General features: G+C 65.1%; 19 protein-coding genes and 1 pseudogene. 10 read left to right on the forward strand and 10 right to left on the reverse strand.

Annotated features, from left to right (window positions below; all coding sequences use genetic code 11):
* Positions 1–3 precede the first annotated feature (3 nt).
* Positions 4–1128, forward strand: a complete 1125-nt coding sequence (locus M1248_RS31770) for an acyl-CoA dehydrogenase family protein (RefSeq protein WP_317150739.1) — start codon at positions 4–6, stop codon at positions 1126–1128.
* A gap of 123 nt (positions 1129–1251) precedes the next feature.
* A complete protein-coding gene (locus tag M1248_RS31775) occupies positions 1252–2148 on the forward strand; it encodes a DMT family transporter (RefSeq protein WP_317150740.1) in 897 nt (298 codons plus the stop codon).
* On the opposite strand, the gene M1248_RS31780 is transcribed toward M1248_RS31775, so the two are convergent.
* Both M1248_RS31780 and M1248_RS31785 read right to left on the reverse strand, forming a co-directional pair.
* Positions 2145–2771, reverse strand: a complete 627-nt coding sequence (locus M1248_RS31780; protein ID WP_317150741.1) for a TetR/AcrR family transcriptional regulator — start codon at positions 2769–2771, stop codon at positions 2145–2147. The two genes, M1248_RS31775 and M1248_RS31780, sit on opposite strands and share 4 nt — an antisense overlap.
* Before the next feature lie 13 nt (positions 2772–2784).
* A complete protein-coding gene (locus M1248_RS31785) occupies positions 2785–3348 on the reverse strand; it encodes a helix-turn-helix domain-containing protein (RefSeq protein ID WP_317150742.1) in 564 nt (187 codons plus the stop codon).
* A gap of 164 nt (positions 3349–3512) precedes the next feature.
* Here M1248_RS31785 and M1248_RS31790 point away from each other — a divergent pair, with 164 nt between their 5' ends.
* Positions 3513–4736, forward strand: a complete 1224-nt coding sequence (locus M1248_RS31790) for a cytochrome P450 (protein WP_317150743.1) — start codon at positions 3513–3515, stop codon at positions 4734–4736.
* Here M1248_RS31790 and M1248_RS31795 read toward each other — a convergent pair.
* Together M1248_RS31795 and M1248_RS31800 are read right to left on the reverse strand one after the other, a co-directional pair.
* On the reverse strand, positions 4726–5814 hold the full coding sequence (locus M1248_RS31795) for a dihydrodipicolinate reductase (protein ID WP_163725356.1): 1089 nt from the start codon (positions 5812–5814) through the stop codon (positions 4726–4728). The genes M1248_RS31790 and M1248_RS31795 overlap by 11 nt on opposite strands.
* On the reverse strand, positions 5811–6845 hold the full coding sequence (locus M1248_RS31800; RefSeq protein ID WP_317150744.1) for a Rieske 2Fe-2S domain-containing protein: 1035 nt from the start codon (positions 6843–6845) through the stop codon (positions 5811–5813). Before M1248_RS31800 ends, M1248_RS31795 begins: the two co-directional genes overlap by 4 nt.
* 75 nt (positions 6846–6920) lie before the next feature.
* Here M1248_RS31800 and M1248_RS31805 point away from each other — a divergent pair, with 75 nt between their 5' ends.
* A complete protein-coding gene (locus tag M1248_RS31805; protein ID WP_163725350.1) occupies positions 6921–7871 on the forward strand; it encodes an NAD(P)H-dependent flavin oxidoreductase in 951 nt (316 codons plus the stop codon).
* Here M1248_RS31805 and M1248_RS31810 read toward each other — a convergent pair.
* The gene (locus M1248_RS31810) at positions 7836–9224 is read right to left on the reverse strand and encodes a hypothetical protein (RefSeq protein WP_317150745.1); all 1389 of its coding nucleotides are present in this window, start codon (positions 9222–9224) and stop codon (positions 7836–7838) included. The genes M1248_RS31805 and M1248_RS31810 overlap by 36 nt on opposite strands.
* A 488-nt stretch (positions 9225–9712) precedes the next feature.
* On the opposite strand from M1248_RS31810, the gene M1248_RS31815 reads away from it, so the two are divergent.
* Complete coding sequence (locus M1248_RS31815) at positions 9713–10930, forward strand: NAD(P)/FAD-dependent oxidoreductase (protein WP_317150746.1); 1218 nt, start codon at positions 9713–9715, stop codon at positions 10928–10930.
* A 6-nt stretch (positions 10931–10936) separates the two neighbouring features.
* Here the strand turns inward: M1248_RS31815 and M1248_RS31820 are convergent, their stop codons facing one another.
* Entirely contained in the window at positions 10937–11203 is a 267-nt protein-coding gene (locus tag M1248_RS31820; protein WP_317150747.1) for a YdeI/OmpD-associated family protein, read from the reverse strand.
* A gap of 132 nt (positions 11204–11335) precedes the next feature.
* On the opposite strand from M1248_RS31820, the gene M1248_RS31825 reads away from it, so the two are divergent.
* Genes M1248_RS31825 through M1248_RS31840 form a run of 4 tightly spaced genes read left to right on the forward strand, consistent with a single transcriptional unit; the run spans position 11336 to position 13973 of the window.
* Positions 11336–12250: an SPFH domain-containing protein gene (locus tag M1248_RS31825; RefSeq protein WP_232076058.1), complete on the forward strand. Its 915-nt coding sequence runs from the start codon at positions 11336–11338 to the stop codon at positions 12248–12250.
* 51 nt (positions 12251–12301) lie between these two features.
* Positions 12302–12490, forward strand: coding sequence for a helix-hairpin-helix domain-containing protein (locus tag M1248_RS31830; RefSeq protein ID WP_163725337.1), 189 nt, complete (start codon positions 12302–12304; stop codon positions 12488–12490).
* Between the two features lies 1 nt (position 12491).
* Positions 12492–12971, forward strand: a complete 480-nt coding sequence (rnhA, locus tag M1248_RS31835) for a ribonuclease HI (protein WP_410506772.1) — start codon at positions 12492–12494, stop codon at positions 12969–12971.
* 9 nt (positions 12972–12980) lie between these two features.
* Positions 12981–13973: a glycoside hydrolase family 6 protein gene (locus tag M1248_RS31840; protein ID WP_163725334.1), complete on the forward strand. Its 993-nt coding sequence runs from the start codon at positions 12981–12983 to the stop codon at positions 13971–13973.
* Between the two features lie 7 nt (positions 13974–13980).
* On the opposite strand, the gene M1248_RS31845 is transcribed toward M1248_RS31840, so the two are convergent.
* From M1248_RS31845 to M1248_RS31860, 4 genes are all read right to left on the reverse strand, one after another.
* Positions 13981–14160 carry a hypothetical protein gene (locus M1248_RS31845; protein WP_163725331.1) on the reverse strand — a complete coding sequence of 60 codons (180 nt, stop codon included), beginning with the start codon at positions 14158–14160 and terminating at the stop codon, positions 13981–13983.
* Positions 14161–14249: 89 nt separating this feature from the next.
* Complete coding sequence (locus M1248_RS31850; RefSeq protein WP_317150748.1) at positions 14250–14387, reverse strand: hypothetical protein; 138 nt, start codon at positions 14385–14387, stop codon at positions 14250–14252.
* A gap of 1 nt (position 14388) precedes the next feature.
* Positions 14389–15210, reverse strand: coding sequence for a hypothetical protein (locus tag M1248_RS31855; protein WP_317150749.1), 822 nt, complete (start codon positions 15208–15210; stop codon positions 14389–14391).
* Entirely contained in the window at positions 15203–16129 is a 927-nt protein-coding gene (locus tag M1248_RS31860; protein ID WP_317150751.1) for a hypothetical protein, read from the reverse strand. The genes M1248_RS31855 and M1248_RS31860 overlap by 8 nt, the downstream gene beginning before the upstream one ends.
* A 254-nt stretch (positions 16130–16383) precedes the next feature.
* On the opposite strand from M1248_RS31860, the pseudogene M1248_RS31865 reads away from it, so the two are divergent.
* Positions 16384–16896: pseudogene (locus tag M1248_RS31865) on the forward strand (adenylate/guanylate cyclase domain-containing protein); the annotation flags it as partial.
* Between the last annotated feature and the right edge of the window lie 415 nt (positions 16897–17311).

Below are 17311 nucleotides of genomic sequence, written 5' to 3' on the forward strand. Positions count from 1 at the left end.
CACATGGACTTCAACCTGAGCAAGGAACAGGAACTGCTGCGCGACGGGCTCGGCAAGTTCCTGTCGACCCGATACGACCTCGAGAAGAGCCGCGCCGCGGCGAAGACCGGTCCTGGCTGGCAGCCCGACATCTGGAGTGGGTTCGCCAATGAACTCGGCATCCTCGGCGCCGCACTGCCCGAGGATGTCGGCGGCATCGGCGGCGGCCCGGTCGAGATCATGGTGATCGCTGAGGCGCTCGGGCACGCGTTGGTGGTGGAGCCCTACGTGGACACCGTCGTGGTCGCGGGCGGACTGCTGCACCGTGCGGGCGGTCCCGTCGCGACGTCGCTGCTCGAAAAGGTCGTGGAAGGCAATGCGGTCGTCGCACTGGCAGCGGCCGAAGCATCGTCGGGCGAGAACTGGCAGGACGTGTCCACGATCGCAGAACGCGACGGCGACGGGTGGGTTCTTCGGGGGTCGAAGATCGTCGCGATGAGCGCGCCGTTGGCGACACACCTGCTCGTGACCGCCCGCACCGATGACGGCATCTCGCTGTTCGTCGTCGACCTGGACGGGGCGACCACCGGTATCGAGACGCACCCCTATCGCACCGTCGACGACCGACGCGCCGCCGACATCGTCTTCGAGGGGCTGGCGCTGCCTGGCGACGCACTGCTCGGCGAGGAAGGTCAGGCTTGGCCGTCGATCGCCACAGCGCGCGACGAAGGCGCCGTGGCCGTCTGCTCCGAAGCGGTCGGCTGCATGCGAAAGGTGTTGGCCGATACCGTCGAATACGCCAAGCAGCGCCATCAGTTCGGACAGCCGATCGGCAGCTTTCAGGCGCTGCAGCATCGGATGGTCGACATGTACATGGAACTCGAGCAGGCCGTCGCGGCCGTATACCTCGCGGTCCTCAAGCTCGATGCCGAACCCAACGTCCGCGCCCGAGCGGCATCGGCGGCCAAGGCCACGATCGGGCGCGCCGCTCGCTTCATCGGTCAACAGGCGGTGCAGCTCCACGGCGGTATGGGTATGACAGAGGAACTGGCGATCGGTCATTACTTCAAACGGCTGACCGCGGTCCAGTTCGAGTTCGGTTCGACGGACTATCACGTGACCCGCTACGCGAAGCTGACCCGTTCCTGATCATCGGTATCCACGTTTTGCAGGAAAAGTTCGAGTAAACGTCTGCATTTCGTCGATTTCGATGTGACGGAAAGCCCGGAAAACCTTTCGACGGCCGTCGGTACCGTTTCGTAGGGTGGCTGCGTGAGCTCGCGCGGATGGATCCTGTTCCTCGCGATGAGCATCATCTGGGGTATCCCCTACCTGCTGATCAAGATCGCGGTCGATGGCGTTTCGGTTCCGGTGCTGGTGTTCACCCGCGTCGCCGTCGGCGCCGCGGTCCTGCTTCCGCTGGTCCTGTCGCGGCGGACGGTGACCATCGTGCGCGACCACTGGAAGGCGCTGCTGGGATTCGCCTTCTTCGAAATCATCGCCGCGTGGTGGCTGCTGTCGGACGCCGAACGCCACCTCACCAGTTCGATGACCGGTCTTCTCATCGCCGCGGCTCCGATCATCGCCGCGCTGCTGGACCGCCTCACCGGCGGCGAGCGACTCGGCGCCAAACGGATCCTCGGTCTTGCCGTCGGCATTGCGGGTGTCGCGGTTCTCGCAGGCCCGCACATCGGCGGCAGCACGTGGCCGATCATCGAGGTTCTGTTGGTGGCGACGTGTTACGCGATCGCACCGCTGATCGCCGCGCGCCATCTAGCCGAGGTGCCGGCACTGCCGATGACTGCAGTGTGTCTCGGCTTCGCGGCACTGGTGTATGCGGTGCCGGCGGCAGTCACCTGGCCATCTGAAATGCCGTCCACTCAAGTACTTTTGGCACTCGTCGGGCTCGCCGTGATCTGCACGGCGTTGGCGTTCATGGTGTTCTTCGCCCTGATCCGCGAGGTCGGGGCGGCTCGCGCGCTGGTATTCACCTACATCAATCCGGCGGTGGCCTTGGCGGCCGGCGTCATCGTGCTGAACGAGCCGCTCACGCCGTGGAACGTCGCTGCCCTGGTGCTCATCCTCGTCGGTTGCGTGCTCGCCACCCACCGCCGCGCGGCGGCGCCGGCCGGTGCCGCGACCGAGCCGACACCGGCCGCACCGCGCTAACCTCTGCGCGCCTCGTCGACGTACGCCGTGATCGCATCGGTCAACGCACGTAGTTCGCGGCTGACGTCGACGGGGTCCGGCACCGCCATGGTGGCCACCATGGCGCCCATCAACGTGGTCCACACGAGATTGCCGACCGCGTCTGCGCGCTCGGGCTCGAGTCCCTCGGCGACATAACGACCGAGGCCGGTGAGCGTCGCAAACAGATCGAGCAGATGACGTTGATCGACGTCCGCACGGCTGGCCCTCGTCGCGATCAGAATCTCCAGTGCCGCAATCGATGTCGGACTCAAAAAGGCGTCCGCGACGGTGTTGACCAGAAGTTCGGTTCTCGCGCGTCCGATGTGCGAGCCCAGTTTCGGCTCGACCTCTCGCAGTTTCGCCAGCAACTCGCTGAAGCCACTGTCGACGACGGCCATCAGCAGACCGTCGCGGTCACCGAAGTGGTACTGAATCACTCCCCACGTCACACCGGCGCGCTCGGTGATGTGTTTGGCACTCGCGGCGCCGAATCCCTCCTCGAGGACGCAGTGCACGGTCTCGTCGATGACCATCGCCCGCGTGCGGTCCGCGCGGACCTGCTTGCCCTTGGCGGGACGGCGCGGCGTGACGTTGGAGGTCATATGCGGTCCAATGCTACTGCTCAGCGCTATCGGCGAAGGCGGGCAAGACGAAACGCTCGACGACACGGCGCTCGGCGTCGACATCGTCGACAGGCCAGCAGAGCATCGACAACACGACCCGCAGGATCCACTGCGCAGCGTCCCGGTCGTCTTCAGTAAGTCCATTCAGGTCGGTCGCGAACCCGGCCACGACAGGAGATTCGGCCAGCCATGTCATCCCCCGTCCACTTCGAAGCGAATCGACCATCGACTCACGAAGCGGATGGGAACGAATCTGTTTGAGCGCCACCGCGATTGCCCTAGCGATCCGGTCAGCCCCGGACAGCCCGTCGACCGCCTTCCCCACCGTCTCGACGACGCTTGCCGCAGAACGCAGCAGCACTGCTTCGCGTATTTCCCCCTTTCCGCCCGCATGGCGATAGATCGTTGCCCGGGAACAGTGCACGCGCGCGGCCAAGACGTCGACATCGAAAGCGTCCAGCCCGTCACGCGCTATGAGCTCGGTCGCCGCGTCGTAGATGCGTTCGGCGGCCGCCGATCGCCGATCACCGCCGACCAGCCAGTCGTTGCGAGGCATGTCCCAGATATTCTCACATTGAGACGAAATTACGAAGTAATCTCACCATCGTTCCTGGTCCGAACCGCGACGTGAGACAGCGCTGCCGATGCGGTCCTACCTGCAGTTATCAACTTCACGCTCGCCGGTTGACGCGGCGCGCGGTCCCAATTCAGCCTTGACGAATGACTGTGCCCGACGGCCGACTCGGTCTCGCGTTGTTCGATGACGAGTTCATCCAGGATCCCTATCCGCTGTACGCCCGCATGCACGCCGCCGGGCCGGTCCACCGCATCGGGGACTCCGCGTTCCACGCGGTGTGCACCTGGGATGCGATCAACGAGGCCATCGGCCGACCCGAGGACTTCTCCTCGAACCTCACCGCAACCATGACCTACGAGAACGGCAAGGTCGGCCAATTCGCGTTCAGCGAGCTCGGCAGCGAGTTGCAGGCATTGGCGACAGCGGATGACCCCGCGCATGCTGCGCATCGCAAGTTGCTGCTGCCACAGCTCGCCGCACGGCGAATCAAAGCAGTCGAAGAGTATGTCCGCGAGATCGAAGCCCGATTGTGGCAGGAGCATGTCCGCGACGGACGCGTCGAGTGGATGTCGGCGATGGCGAACCGTCTGCCGATGATGATCGTGACGCGTCTCATCGGTGTACCCGACGTGGACAGCGAAAAGCTGATGCGTTGGGGCTACGCAGGCACGAAGACGGTGGAAGGCCTTGTGAGCCAAGATGAGCTCGCCGAAGCCGGAATGGCAGTCATGGAGCTCGCCGTCTATATCAACGAACATTTTCTGGCCGCTGCCGACGATCCTGAGGACAACCTGCTCGGCGATCTCGCAACCGCCCGTGCCGCAGGGGATTTGACGGACGCCACTGCACTGAACATCATGGCCACGCTATTCAGTGCAGGCGGTGAATCGACGGCATCGCTGATCGGATCTGCCGCGCATGTGCTGGCTTCTCGGCCCGACGTGCAGCGCGAGGTTCGCGAAAATCCAAATGCACTGTCGGCGTTCTTGGAAGAAGTGCTTCGGTTCGAGCCGCCATTCCGGGGGCACTACCGCCATGTCGTCAAAGACACCAGCTTGTGTGGGGTCGATCTGCCCGCCGGCTCCCGCCTCGTGCTGCTGTGGGGCGCGGCCAACCGCGACCCCTCACATTTCCCCGACGCCAATGACTTCCGGCTCGACCGCCCCAGCGGGAAGGGACATATCACCTTCGGTAAGGGAGCCCACTTCTGCGTCGGGGCGGCACTCGCGAGGCTGGAAGCCAGGATTGTCATCGGCCAACTCCTCGACCGCACGACGTGGATCGAGGCGGCGGACACTGGCCGATGGCTGCCGAGCCTGCTGGTGCGGCGGCTCGAGCGACTCGAGTTGGCTGTCGCTATAGCTTGAAGCGACCCGCGAACCCACGCAACGGGAGATCGGCGCTCGTCAGCAGCCCGGGCGGCGCATCGACCACCGACGTGATCGCACTCAAAGCGGGCATTCCGGTCACCGTCATACCGATCGACGCGAAGTTCGTCGGATCGGACAGGTCGACTCCGGGCTTCGGAAAGATCATGTGCTTGTTGTACACACACGGATCGCCCTTGATCTGTGTGATGTAGCAGCCCTTGATATCCCAGCTCGGGTCCGTATGCGGAGTCATCTGCCACTCCAGATGCGTCTCGACTCTGGGCACGCCGTCGACGATGCCCTGATACTTGATGTAGTTGCCGCCGAGCGAACCCTTCGGCAGCACGTACCAGCCTAGATCGACATCCTTGGTGCACGCCCCGAGCTCGAAGCTGAACTTGACCTCGTCGAGTGTCAGATCAAAGCAGTCGGCCATCATCAGCACACTGTCCGCGAAAACGCGGGTGTACTTCTCCAACTTGCCAGGAATGCTCGGATCGCCGACGGGCAGGCCGTATCCGACCTCGATCCAGGTGTCCTTCGAGTGGTGACACGACACGTCGACCGACTCGATCGTGGTGACGTTCTCGATCTCGGCGACGTCGGCGGAGCACACGACTCCCAGGATCTGGTTCAGGCCCGGATTCATCCCGGTGCCGTAAAAGGTGGAGCCGCCCTTCTCACATGCCTCCCGAAGCAGTTGCGAGACAGGCTTACCCGACGGATGCGGATGGTTGGTGTCGCGATGCCAGCCGGTGATCCAGTCCGCGGTGGTGACGATGTTGATGCCGGCCTCGAGGATCTTGACGTAGAGGTCCTCGTCGGGGAAGACGCCGTGGAAGGTCAGGACATCGGGCTTGGCGGCGATGATCTCCTCGATCGACCCGGTCGCGATCACCCCGTTGGGCGCCAGCCCGGCGAGCTCGCCGGCGTCCTTTCCGACCTTTTCCGGCGAGTAGCAGTGCACACCGATCAGTTCGAGGTCGGGCCGGTCGGCGATCCGCTTGATCATCTCGCTGCCGACGTTGCCCGTCGCGACCTGGAACACGCGGACCGGCTTACGATTTGCACTCAATTCTTCTGCCCTCTCTCGGAAGCGGATTGCAGGTCGGCGGCGCTACCGCCGAGGCCGTCGGGATAAAACTTCAAGGCCCACTGGCGGATTGCGGTGAACCCATCCTGCTCGGCATTCGCCAACGCGGGCGGATCCGAGTATCGCTGGTGCTGCCAGATGTGGATGTCCTGAGTGAACTGCCGGATGACCTCGTCACCGAACTGGCGGGCCTTCATCTCGGCCCGCTCATCGTCACGGCCCGGCGTGCGGCCGATGTAGACCATGAAACGAACGTCGGACGTGCGATCGTCGACCGGGGTGACCGCAGAGATCGTCCGATTGTCAATCATCCCATAGCTTTTCGTCACTGCGATGCCGAGACCACCGTTGATCGCCTCTACCCTGCTTTCCACGTCTTCGATGTTCTGCTGATCGTCACCTTCGAAGGTGATCGTGAAATCGACGTATGACACGTCGTCGTCGAAGTCATGGCGGGTGAACACCGGCACGATCGGCGTCTGGTGCACGAACTTGAAGTGGGCGAAATCGACGCCGTTCTCCAAGACGTACTGGGGATGTAGCTCCAACGTGTCGCGGTAGAGCCGCTGCTGTGGGTAGTAGTCGGCCGCGCTGCTGCCGTCGCCGAAACTCGCGAAGACATCCGGTGCGTCGAAATACGGTTCGCGGCGCTCGATGTCGTGCCAGATGTATACGGACTCGTTGCGTTCGACAGTCGGGTAGGTGCGAATACGCCTCCCCCGGTTGGGCCGATCCTGATACGGAATGCACACGTTGCGGCCCTCGTGGTTCCACTGCCAGCCGTGGAACGGACATTGGATGACCTCGCCCTCGACGTGACCACCGTGACCGAGGTGCGCGCCGAGGTGCTCGCAGTATGCGTCCATCACGGTGAGCTGGCCGGACTCGGCTCGCCACGCGACCATCTCGGTGCCGAAGTACGTCATCCGGTGGACGTCGCCGATCTTGATCTCGTCAGACCACGCAACTTGGAACCAGCCGGTCGGCTTCATCGACAGCGGTGGCTTGGCCATGCGAAAAATCATAAAGCACTCAATGTAAAAAGGCGACAGCCGGCTGCCTGCCCGCTCAGCGCGGTTTAATGATCCGTGCCCAATCGAGTGCAGACCCTTCTCGGCGTCGACTATCCCGTCGTTCAGGCCCCCATGACGTACATCGCGCGCGCAGAATTGGCCGCAGCGGTCTCAGAGGCCGGCGGGCTCGGGATGATCGAGACCTTGACCCCAGAGGGCCGTGCGGACCTCATGAGGGTGCGCACGCTGACAGACCGACCCGTCGCGGCGAACCTGATGATCCAGGGCTGGAAGGGCGATCCCTCGATCGTCGAAACGCTGAGCGCGGCGGGTGTGCGGCACGTTTTCACCTCCGCGGGTGATCCCGCGTTGTTCACCGCGAGACTGCACGACGCCGGCATGGCGGTGGTGCATGTCGTCGGATCGTTGCGAGCGGCACGCAAGGCGGTCGACGCCGGAGTCGACGCCTTGGTCGTCGAGGGTGTCGAGGGCGGCGGGTTCAAATCCGCGCTGGGAGCCTCGACGATGGTGCTGCTCCCCCTGGTCGCGGCCCACGTCGATTTGCCGATCATCGCCGCGGGCGGGATGTGCGACTCGCAGTCAGCCGCGGCGTCATTGGTCCTGGGCGCGGAGGGCGTTCAGATGGGCACGCGGATGCTGGCGAGCCGGGAGTCGTTGGTGCACATGAACTTCAAGGATGCGATCGTGGCCGCCAACGACGCGGGCACCGTGTTGCTCGACATTCCGGGCAACCCGACCATGCGTGTCCTCCGCACGGGCCTGGCCGCACGCGTGGCCGAGCATGATCCGAACGCGAAACTGCTCGGCAAGGTGACCGAGCTCTACTTCGGCGGCGATATGGAAGCCAGCGTCGCGAACACCGGTCAGGTGTCTTCGCGCATCGCCGATCTTCTTCCGGTGGCCGACATAGTCCGCCAGACGTGGGTCGAGATCGAACAGGTGTTAGACGCGGCGCGATCCCGCGTCGGGCTAGGCGACGCTCTCGAGGAGGCGCGGTCCGGTTGACGCCTTCGCGTGGACAGCCGGTGTCGGATCAGCCGCGCCAGGCCGCGCGGTCCGCGTGTGAAGCGCGATCAGCGAGCCCGACCGCACGATTCCCATCGGACCCGGGCCTGCGAACCGTGCGATTCCCGACGCCCGCAACGCGAGACCGGCCTTCGCCTGCCGATAGCCGACGCGGATACCCGCCGCGCACACGATCAGCAGACCACCGATCCCCGGCACGGCGATGGCGGCGAGCGCCGTCAACGACGCGGGCACCAAGACCGAGCTGACCACGTGATCGAGGAACGATTTAGTCGCGGGGCTGACGCCCGACGGGGCCGGGGCCAGACCGGACAGCGTCAGGTCGCTCTTCAGGCCGGCCGCAGGAGCGCTTCCCAGGTTGGCCGCACGAATCGCGGGGCCGAAGAGCGGTGCTCCCACGGTTGCGACCGGGAGCTGCGCCTGCGAAACGGGCCCGAGGAGCGGGACGTCGACGGGTGTATGCACGGTGGGGACGACAGCGCCGCTCGCACCGATCAGCGGCGGCTGGACATCGCCAGGCTCAACCCCAAGCAACGTGACCAGGTTTCCGGGCACCTTCGCGACCTCGACGACAGCTCCGACCACGCCGCCGACCATCAGCGAAACCCCCTCGATGAGGTCGGCGAGCGGTGTCTCGGACGTCGGCAATTGTGCGAGCGTGAAAATGCCCTGCCCAAGTCCTCGCGCAAGGGTGACAGCCGCGTTCGTAAAGGGCACGACGACGGCATTGGAGATCGGATCCAGCTCTCGGTCCGTCAGCCCGAACGCGAAGGTCTTCTCCTCCTCCGCGCCAGTGGTTGCGGCCGCGTACTCATTGCCTTCGGTCATCTTCGCCGACTCAGCAGCCGGGTCCGATCCCGACGATGGGCGGTGCTCAACACCGGAAGGTGTAAGCGCTTGCGTCAGAGGCGTTTGCAAGATTACGCCCGGCGTGATGCCGACCTCGTCGAGAACGCGCACAGCGATGGTGACGAGGTCCGGATCCTCTTCAGTCTTGGTGGATGTGTTCGTCTGCGCTTGGATCGTCGAGGTTGGTCCGTTCCCGATGGTCACGCTCGTGGTCGTCGTTTCCGTGCCGACGGTTGTGACCTTGGCCTCGACCGCATCGGTGTCGGTGGGCTGACTGCCGACAGTGCTGGTTGGACCGGTGGAGGTGGCTGTGGTCGTGCCGTCACCCGTGGTGCCACCGGGGGTGCCGGCGGCAGCACCACCCGCGTCAGTCTGATCGGCGAAGGCGATTGCCCCTCCGCTACTGCAGACGAGGAGGCCGATCGAAAGCGCGCAGGCACCCGCTGCATTGCGCAGATGAGTGGTGACGATGATGACCTCCATTCAGCAAAACCGCATGCTGATTCCGCAGGACATTGTCGCACAGAGATGCCTACGTGAACTAGAAATCTGACGCCCCGAAAGTGGCCCCATCTCGGCGCATCGCGCCTGCGTACGGGCGCTGTAACACCGCCCGGCGTCGCGGTCGTCGAGCCTCGCCGTGCCATCCGAAATGACAGCTCACGCAACCCGGCCCCGCAACCAGCGGTTTTTCCGTTTGACCAGGCAATCGACAGCCGTCAAGATCACAGGTCGGTTCTTCGCCAGACGACGTACGAAAACGCTCGAATGTCAACGGCGTTGCGGACGAAATTTCGCAAATCGGCCACCTGCGGTTTCGGCAGGCAGCTGTCCATACGCCGAGGTGCGGCCGGCGATTCAAGATCGCTCGTGATTGCGATTGTGTCGGCGCCTTTCACGGGCCACGAATCGCGGCCGGCGAGCAAACTCCTGCACTTGTCAGGTCGTCGCTTGGGCTAGACGATTGTGCGGTGCCGCGAACTTCACGCGTTCTCGTTCTCGGGTCAGGGTTCGCCGGGCTGTGGGCCGCCCTCGGAGCGGCGCGACGACTCGACAAGCTCGGCGCTTCGCAGGGAGCGGTCGACATCACGGTCGTCACGTCGCAGCCATTTCACGACATCCGGGTCCGCAACTACGAGGCCGATCTCAGCGCATGCCGAATCCCGTTGCAGGACTTGCTCGATCCGGTCGGCATCGGTTACATCACCGCCGAGGTGACCGGAATCGACCCGGCCGAGGCGACCGTGAGTACCGCAGATGGCACGACGTTGAGCTATGACCGCCTCGTGTTCGCGCTTGGCAGCAGAGTCGCCAAGCCCGGTCTGCCCGGCCTGGCCGAGTTCGGCTACGACGTCGACACCTATGACGGCGCGATGAGGTTGCAGGCGCACATCCGTGGTCTCACCGACCGCGCGCCGGACCCTGCGAGCGCCACCGCGGTTGTCGTCGGGGCTGGACTCACAGGTATCGAGACCGCCAGTGAGTTGCCCCGGATGCTCTCGCATGCGCTGGGTCCCGAGGCCACACCCCGGGTGATCCTCGTCGATCACAACCCGCATATCGGGTCGGATATGGGAGAGTCGGCTCGCCCGGTGATCGAGGACGCGTTGGCCGCCAACCACGTCGACACCTTGACGCGGGTCGGCGTCACCGCCGTGGACGAGCGGAGTGTCACCCTGTCGTCCGGGGAGGTGGTCCCCGCGGCGACGGTCGTGTGGTGCGCGGGCATGCGCGCCAATCCGTTGACGGCGCAATTCGGGGTGGAATGCGATCGGCTGGGGCGGCTTCCGGTCGACGACTACCTGAGGGTGAAGGGTGTCGAGGGGGTGTTCGCGGCAGGCGACGTGGCCGCGGCGCGCATGGACGACGACCACATGTCGGTGATGTCGTGTCAGCACGGGCGACCGATGGGCCGGTACGCAGGTTACAACGTGATCGGAGATCTGCTCGGTGCGCCGATGCTGTCGCTTCGAATCCCTTGGTACGTAACCGTTCTCGATCTCGGCCCGGCGGGCGCGGTGTACACCGAAGGCTGGGATCGCAAAGTTGTCAGCACCGGCGCGGAAGCCAAGGCGACCAAGCAGGAGATCAACGGTGAACGCATCTACCCCCCGCTCACCGGCGACCGCACCGCACTCCTCGCCGCGGCCGCGCCGGCGTTGCAAGCGGCTCCCACCTACGGCGATTGACGTCCGCTACTTGCCGTTGCGTTCGCGATGCTTGCACCCCGGCCAGCAGCACGGTCTGCGCCGCCCCTCTTCGAGTTCCTCCTGGGTGCGACGAATGCGGCGGTCCCGGGTCTTCTCCTGCTTGGCGTCCTCGACCCAGCAGATGAACTCGTTGCGCGCCAACGGCGTGATGTCCTTCCAAGCCGCCAGCGCCGTGTCGTTGGCGATAAGCGCCTGGCGCAGATCGGAGGGCAGCTTGTGCACCACCCCGCCGGGCACCCGCTGGCTACTCATGTCGCCACGATATCGAAGATCACGCTGAGACAGTGTGATCGCGCCAGTACAGTTCTGACGAGTCTTGTCAGGCAGCAGTGCCAGCGCGCGTACCGGCGCGGCACCTACGGCCGTGAACGAAAGGAGAACACCGTGAAGAAATCTGCTGTGGCCCTTGGGATTTCCATGGCTCTGCTGTCCGGCTGCTCGTACGCCAGCGTCGGAGCCGGCGAGCAGGCCGTCGTCGTCGACGGTTACTGGATGATCCCCACCGACCCGGTGGTGAAGGGGTGCATCGAACCAGAGAACTCACAGAACGAGATCACGAACCACGTCTACCGGTATCCGGCTCGGCAAATCTCCTGGGATGCCACGGGCGATCCCGGTTCTGAGCGCGGCCCCTATGTCGTCGTGTCCAACGCCAAGGCGCCCGCGGACATGAATGTTCCTGTGGTGGTGACGTTCGATCTGACGACGGATTGCGAGAAGCTCAAGCAGTTCCATCGCGACTTCGGAACCAAGTACAACGGCTGGCTCAACGACGACGGCACGGTCAGCGACGGCTGGGTCGAACTGTTGAACTACGTGATCGGACAACCGTTGCAGGACACGCTCAACGGTGTGGCACAGAAGTACACGTGGCAGCAGATCTGGAACGACGAGCAGGCGCGCACCGAGTTCCGCAATGCGCTGCTGCAGTCGCTGCCCAACGCCAGTAAGGCCCGCACCAACGGGGTCGACTTTTTCACCAACTTTCAGGTGACGGTGCTCAAGCCGACGCCCGTCAACCCCGAATTGAAGGCGGCGATCGAACGCGAGCAGGCCGCGATCCAGAATGCGCAGGCGACGCAGGCGCAGGGTGTGGCCGAGGCCAACGCGAAGAAGGCCAAGGCGGAAGCTGACCTGGCCGCCGCCGTGGCCGAGACGAAGGTGGCCGAGCAGGAGGCGCTGAAGCGCGCTGCAGAGGTCAAGGGATACCCGTCGGTCGAGGACTACCTGCGGGCCGAGGCCATCAAGCAGGGCCTCAACCCCTACCAGCCGACCTACGTCGTTCCCCAGGCAGGCTGACGCCGCGCGTCGCGGAGCGAAATCGCCTCACCGAGTGCCTATCCTCGGCGCATGGTCGACGCAGTGGATCGCGGACCGGTGTTCGACGGTCTGAACCTCGGCCGGCCTGCGACCGGCGCCCTGATGGACGCGGGTTACCGCACGGTGGCGGATCTGCCTGCGGATCTCGACGGCCTCCTGGCCCTCCACGGCGTCGGACCGAAGGCTGTGCGTCTGCTCCGCCAGGCACGGGCGAGCTGAAATGGGCGACTCGAACGAAATCATCAAGGACGTCGTGGTGATCCACACCGATGGTGGGTGCCGGCCCAACCCGGGCCCCGGCGGCTGGGGGGCGGTGCTGCGCCACCGTCAGCACGTCCGGGAGATGTGTGGCGGTGAGCCCGGCGTCACGAGCAACAACCGGATGGAACTGACCGCGCCGATCATGGCGCTGGAGGCACTCACCCGACCCGTGGTGGTGCACCTCTACACCGACAGCACCTACGTCCGAAACGGCATCACCAAATGGGTCCTCGGCTGGGAGCGGAACGGCTGGATGACCGCGGCGAAGCAGCCGGTGAAGAACGTCGATCTCTGGCAACGGCTGCAGACAGCGTGCGCGCGGCACCGCGTCGAGTGGTTCTGGGTGAAGGGGCATGCCGGTATCGCCGACAACGAACTGGCCGACCAGCTGGCCGCTCGGGGGATGCACGAGGCGATGACCCGGAGCGTGGTCTGCTAATTTCCTCGCGTGATGTCCTCAGCTGCCAACGCAGCCGCGCGGTTCTTCGTCCTGGTGGTTGCCACCGTGGCCGGCATCGGTCTTCTCGCTGATCCGGTCAGTCAGACCCCGTCGGTGCGGCTGGCCAGCGACGCGAACCCATTGGTCGGGGCGCCGTTCTACGTGAACCCGAACTCGGCGGCGATGCGCGCGGCGAACGCGGCCGAACCCCCGAACCCACAGCTGAGAGCCGTCGCCGACACGCCACAGGCGTACTGGCTCGTTCCGGGCTCGTCGGCATCGACGGTCGCGAAGTACACCGGTGACGCGGCGGCTGCCGGCGCCATCCCGGTGTTCGCGATTTACGGAATCCCGCACCGCGACTGCGGCAGCTTCGCTGCCGGCGGCATGGCGTCGGGCGATGCGTACCGCGGGTGGATCGACGGGATCGCAGCCCAGATCGGCGGGGCGCGGGCGGCGATCGTCCTCGAACCCGATGCGCTCGCGATGGCCGACTGCCTGTCGGACGATCAGCGCCAGGAACGCTACGACTTGATTCGGTATGCGGTCGACTCACTGACGCGCAATCCGGCCGCGGCCGTGTACGTCGACGCGGGCCACTTACGTTGGCACAGCCCGGAAGAGATGGCGTCGCGGCTCGGCCAAGCCGGTGTCGAACGCGCCCGTGGCTTCAGCCTGAACGTCGCGAACTTCTTCACCACCGAGGAGGAAATCGGTTACGGCGAAGCCATTTCAGCCCTCACCGGAGGCAAGAATTACGTCATCGACACGTCGCGCAACGGAAACGGAGCGGCTCCGGACTCGCCGCTGCACTGGTGCAACCCCAGCGGCCGGGCTCTCGGTGTGCCGCCCACCACGGCTACTGCCGGTCCGCACGCCGACGCCTACCTGTGGATCAAGCGTCCCGGGGAATCCGACGGCAGCTGCGACAAGGGCGATCCGCCTGCGGGCACCTTCGTGAACTCGTACGTCATCGAGCTCGCCAGTAACGCAGGTCGTTAGGTCGGGGTCACGCGCGGGCGTTGCGCTGGCCCGCGGCCTCTTGCCACGCGCGATGAATCGGGCAGTCGTCGAACCAACATGACGGTCCGCGACGTGACTCCGCGCCGGACCCGACGGTGACCACCCGGAAGTACGTCGGGTGCCCGCGGTCGCATTGGTCGCCTGTGTAGTCGTTCCGCCTCGCCACGTCCACCTCCTCAGCACTGCGCCAGCTTGTTTCGGGCTGCGCAGTCACACGCAATACCCGGCGCGGGGGCGGACAAACATTCGTCGCGATCACTGCGACGCGGGTGTCGTTTCGGCTGCGGTGTCGGGCGTACTGGAGACGAGTAACCATACGAGAGTGGCCAAGCCGGTGAAGATGGCCTGCACCGCGAACAGGAAGGCCACGTACTCGTGCCAGGTGGACAGCACGTCATCGCACCCTTGGCCGTCCCAGGGCAGCGTCGACAGCGCCCCGACGAGGCCGACGGCCAACACCGTCACCGTGGCAGCGGTCGCCGCGCGCGCCGGCGTCGGTCAGCGTCCGGCGGAAGTAGTTGAACTCGATACCGAGGGTCAGTAAGAGCACCGGCAGGACACCGACGATCTGCTGGAAGAACACCGGACTGATCGCGCCCTCGCACAGCTGAGACAGCACCGCCATCTGTTGCGACATATCCATTTCGGCGACGAGTTCTTCGGTCGCGGCATCGAGTGTTCGCATGGTGTCGACGTTGAAATAGTCGACGTACGCGCTCGCGGCGAGGTAGCAGAGGTAGGTACCCAGCACCAACGGGACGATCGCGCGGACCCGCTGCCAATCCGTGGGCATGGCCACCCGACGTGCCGTGCTGAACAGCGTGAGCGGATCGGAGTTCAGAGAGGCCACCGTCGTCCAGCCCATGGCTACGGCGTACAGGGTCGCTGTCACCACGTCCACCTGGATCGAATGCAACGGGAAAAGGCGAAACACGTCGACGCCCAGGAGCACGACGACGCCGGTCCACCACCAGCCCCAGAGCCGCGACCCGTCGCCGTCGCCTCTGGCGATGACGCGCTTCATCAGGCCCACCGAACCCAACACCGCGGCATCGACGGCGATCACCGCGACCCGCCACCCCGTCTGCCCACCACCGCCGACGACGGGAAACAGCCCCGACACGACCTGCTCGCTGTAGGAGAACGCGAACAACATGAGGAAGACGACCCCGAACACCGCGCGGTCGCCCCGCTGGCGCATGGCGAGCTCAGACACGATTGGCCTCCGACGGGATGCGTTGATCGGGAGCGCTGACCACGAGGAGCCACAGCAGCGTCGCCAATCCCGTAGCGATGCCCTGAACCGCGATGACAAAAGTCAGATACTCGTGCCAGTACCCGAGCACGCCGCCACAGCCACTGCCCGCCCACGGCAGCGTCGACACAGCCAACAGCAGCCCAATCGCCATCACGGCCACCGTCGCCGCCGCGGCTGCGCGCTGGGCGGGCTCGTCGAGTGCGCGCCGGAAGAAGTTGAACTCCACGCCAATGGTGAGCAATAGCAGCGGGATGACGGCGACGACCTGCTGGAAGAACGCGGGACTGACGGCGCCCTCACACAGAGTGGCGAACGCTCCAAGCTGCTCGGCCAACGGCATGGCGGCGACTTCGGCCTGCATCTCCGCGTCCAGGACACGCACCGTGTCGAGGTCGAAGAAGTCGTCGAATGCCGTGGCGGCGACATAGCCGGCGATGGTGCCGAGCACGAGCGGAACCACGGCGCGTACGCGCGCCCAATCCGTCGGTGCCGCGGCACGTCTCGTCGCGCTGAACAGTGTGAGTGGATCTCCGTTGAGCGCCACCATCATGAGCAGTCCCATGAGGATCGCCAACACCACCGAAGACGCCAGGTCGATCCACAGCGGGTGTTCCTCGGGCAGCAGGACTAATAACACGTCGAGACACACGACGGCGGAAAACGCGATCCACCACCACCGCCACAAACGCGGCGAGTCGCCTTCCGCACGCGCGATGGAACCCTTCAACACACCGACGAGGCTCAGCACCGCCACATCGAATCCGACCAATCCCACCAGCCATGCCACGGCCTCGTCGCGGCCGGCCGCCTCCAGAATCGCGAAGACGTAGTCCTCGCTGTAGGAGAAGCCGAACAACAGCAGAAAGACGACCGCCATCACCGCGCGATCGCGTCGATGCCGCGTCAGTACGTCGAAGTGTTCGGCGTCGGGTTCAGCGTCCGGTTCGGCGTCCAACCGCACCACCCACCAATCACCTTCGGGGAGGGCGGAGACGACCTCCGGTTTAACCACGCTAGTCCATCAGTACGCTCTCCCTTGGGTTTAGACGTATTGGCAGACATCGCTGACCAAGCGGTGACACGATTGGTGATGTGGACGCCAGCCCGGATGGCAGCGGTGGACCGACCGCCGTGAAGGTGATTTGCGGTTCCTGTGGCGCGCATGCGACAGGCAAGTTCTGCACGGAGTGCGGAACGCGACTGCTGCCCGTTACCGCGTCGGCCGAGTACAAGCAGGTGACCGTGCTCTTCGCCGATGTGGTGCGTTCGATGGACCTTGCGTCCGCGTTGGACATAGAGCGTCTGCGTGAGGTCATGACTGCACTGATGGAACGTTTGGCGGACGTGGCACACCGGTACGGCGGCGGGACCGTGGAGTACGCCGGCGACGGCTTGATGGTCATCTTCGGCGCGCCGGTTGCGCTGGAAGACCACGCCTTTCGTGCGTGTCTTGCCGCCCTGGCGATCCAGCAAGAAGCCAGCGAGCTTGCTGCAGAGGTTCAGCGACGTGACGGCGTGACGTTGCAGGTGCGCGTCGGCCTGAACTCGGTTCGGGTGATTGCGGGCGAAATTGGTTCGGGAACAACAAGATACGCCGCGACAGGTGAGACCGTGGGGTTCGCGCACAGGATGGAGTCGGCGGCGCGCAGGCGCATCTACTTCCTCATCCCGGCCACCGACATCTGGGCTGCCCGGGAAATGGCCTGGCATAACCCGGGATGCCGCTACTGCGGCGATGCGCCAAGCTGTCGACCAGATGCGCCAGGGGTACCTCTTCTATCGCGTATGGGGCACCGGTGTTCTCGCGGAGACCCTGCTGGAGCGTGGAGCCAAGTGATCTGGCCGAAGCGCGCCAGTTGATCGACTGGTTGGCGAATCTGGCGGCCGACGGCGGTTCGGTGATGCTGGACCTCATGATGCTTCGGCGACGCGCGCTGATGGCCCGCTCAGACGGCGCATGTCGCGTGGGCTGCGGCGTTAAGGGACGTGTCCTAAATCACGGTCACGGGCGTGTCATTCCATCTGTGTAAGTCCGGGGTGGTCCATCATCGGACCGCCG

Origin of the sequence: Mycobacterium sp. 29Ha (assembly GCF_032883055.1) — a bacterium.
Lineage (GTDB): Bacteria > Actinomycetota > Actinomycetes > Mycobacteriales > Mycobacteriaceae > Mycobacterium > Mycobacterium gallinarum.

Excerpts from the sequence above, each read along its gene's own strand:
- M1248_RS31770 (WP_317150739.1), top strand. The coding sequence starts at position 4 with ATGGACTTCAACCTGAGCAAGGAACAGGAACTGCTGCGCGACGGGCTC.
- M1248_RS31780 (WP_317150741.1), bottom strand. The coding sequence starts at position 2,771 with ATGACCTCCAACGTCACGCCGCGCCGTCCCGCCAAGGGCAAGCAGGTC.
- M1248_RS31785 (WP_317150742.1), bottom strand. The coding sequence starts at position 3,348 with ATGCCTCGCAACGACTGGCTGGTCGGCGGTGATCGGCGATCGGCGGCC.
- M1248_RS31790 (WP_317150743.1), top strand. The coding sequence starts at position 3,513 with ATGACTGTGCCCGACGGCCGACTCGGTCTCGCGTTGTTCGATGACGAG.
- M1248_RS31800 (WP_317150744.1), bottom strand. The coding sequence starts at position 6,845 with ATGGCCAAGCCACCGCTGTCGATGAAGCCGACCGGCTGGTTCCAAGTT.
- M1248_RS31810 (WP_317150745.1), bottom strand. The coding sequence starts at position 9,224 with ATGGAGGTCATCATCGTCACCACTCATCTGCGCAATGCAGCGGGTGCC.
- M1248_RS31820 (WP_317150747.1), bottom strand. The coding sequence starts at position 11,203 with ATGAGTAGCCAGCGGGTGCCCGGCGGGGTGGTGCACAAGCTGCCCTCC.
- M1248_RS31830 (WP_163725337.1), top strand. The coding sequence starts at position 12,302 with ATGGTCGACGCAGTGGATCGCGGACCGGTGTTCGACGGTCTGAACCTC.
- rnhA (WP_410506772.1), top strand. The coding sequence starts at position 12,492 with ATGGGCGACTCGAACGAAATCATCAAGGACGTCGTGGTGATCCACACC.
- M1248_RS31860 (WP_317150751.1), bottom strand. The coding sequence starts at position 16,129 with ATGGCGGTCGTCTTTCTGCTGTTGTTCGGCTTCTCCTACAGCGAGGAC.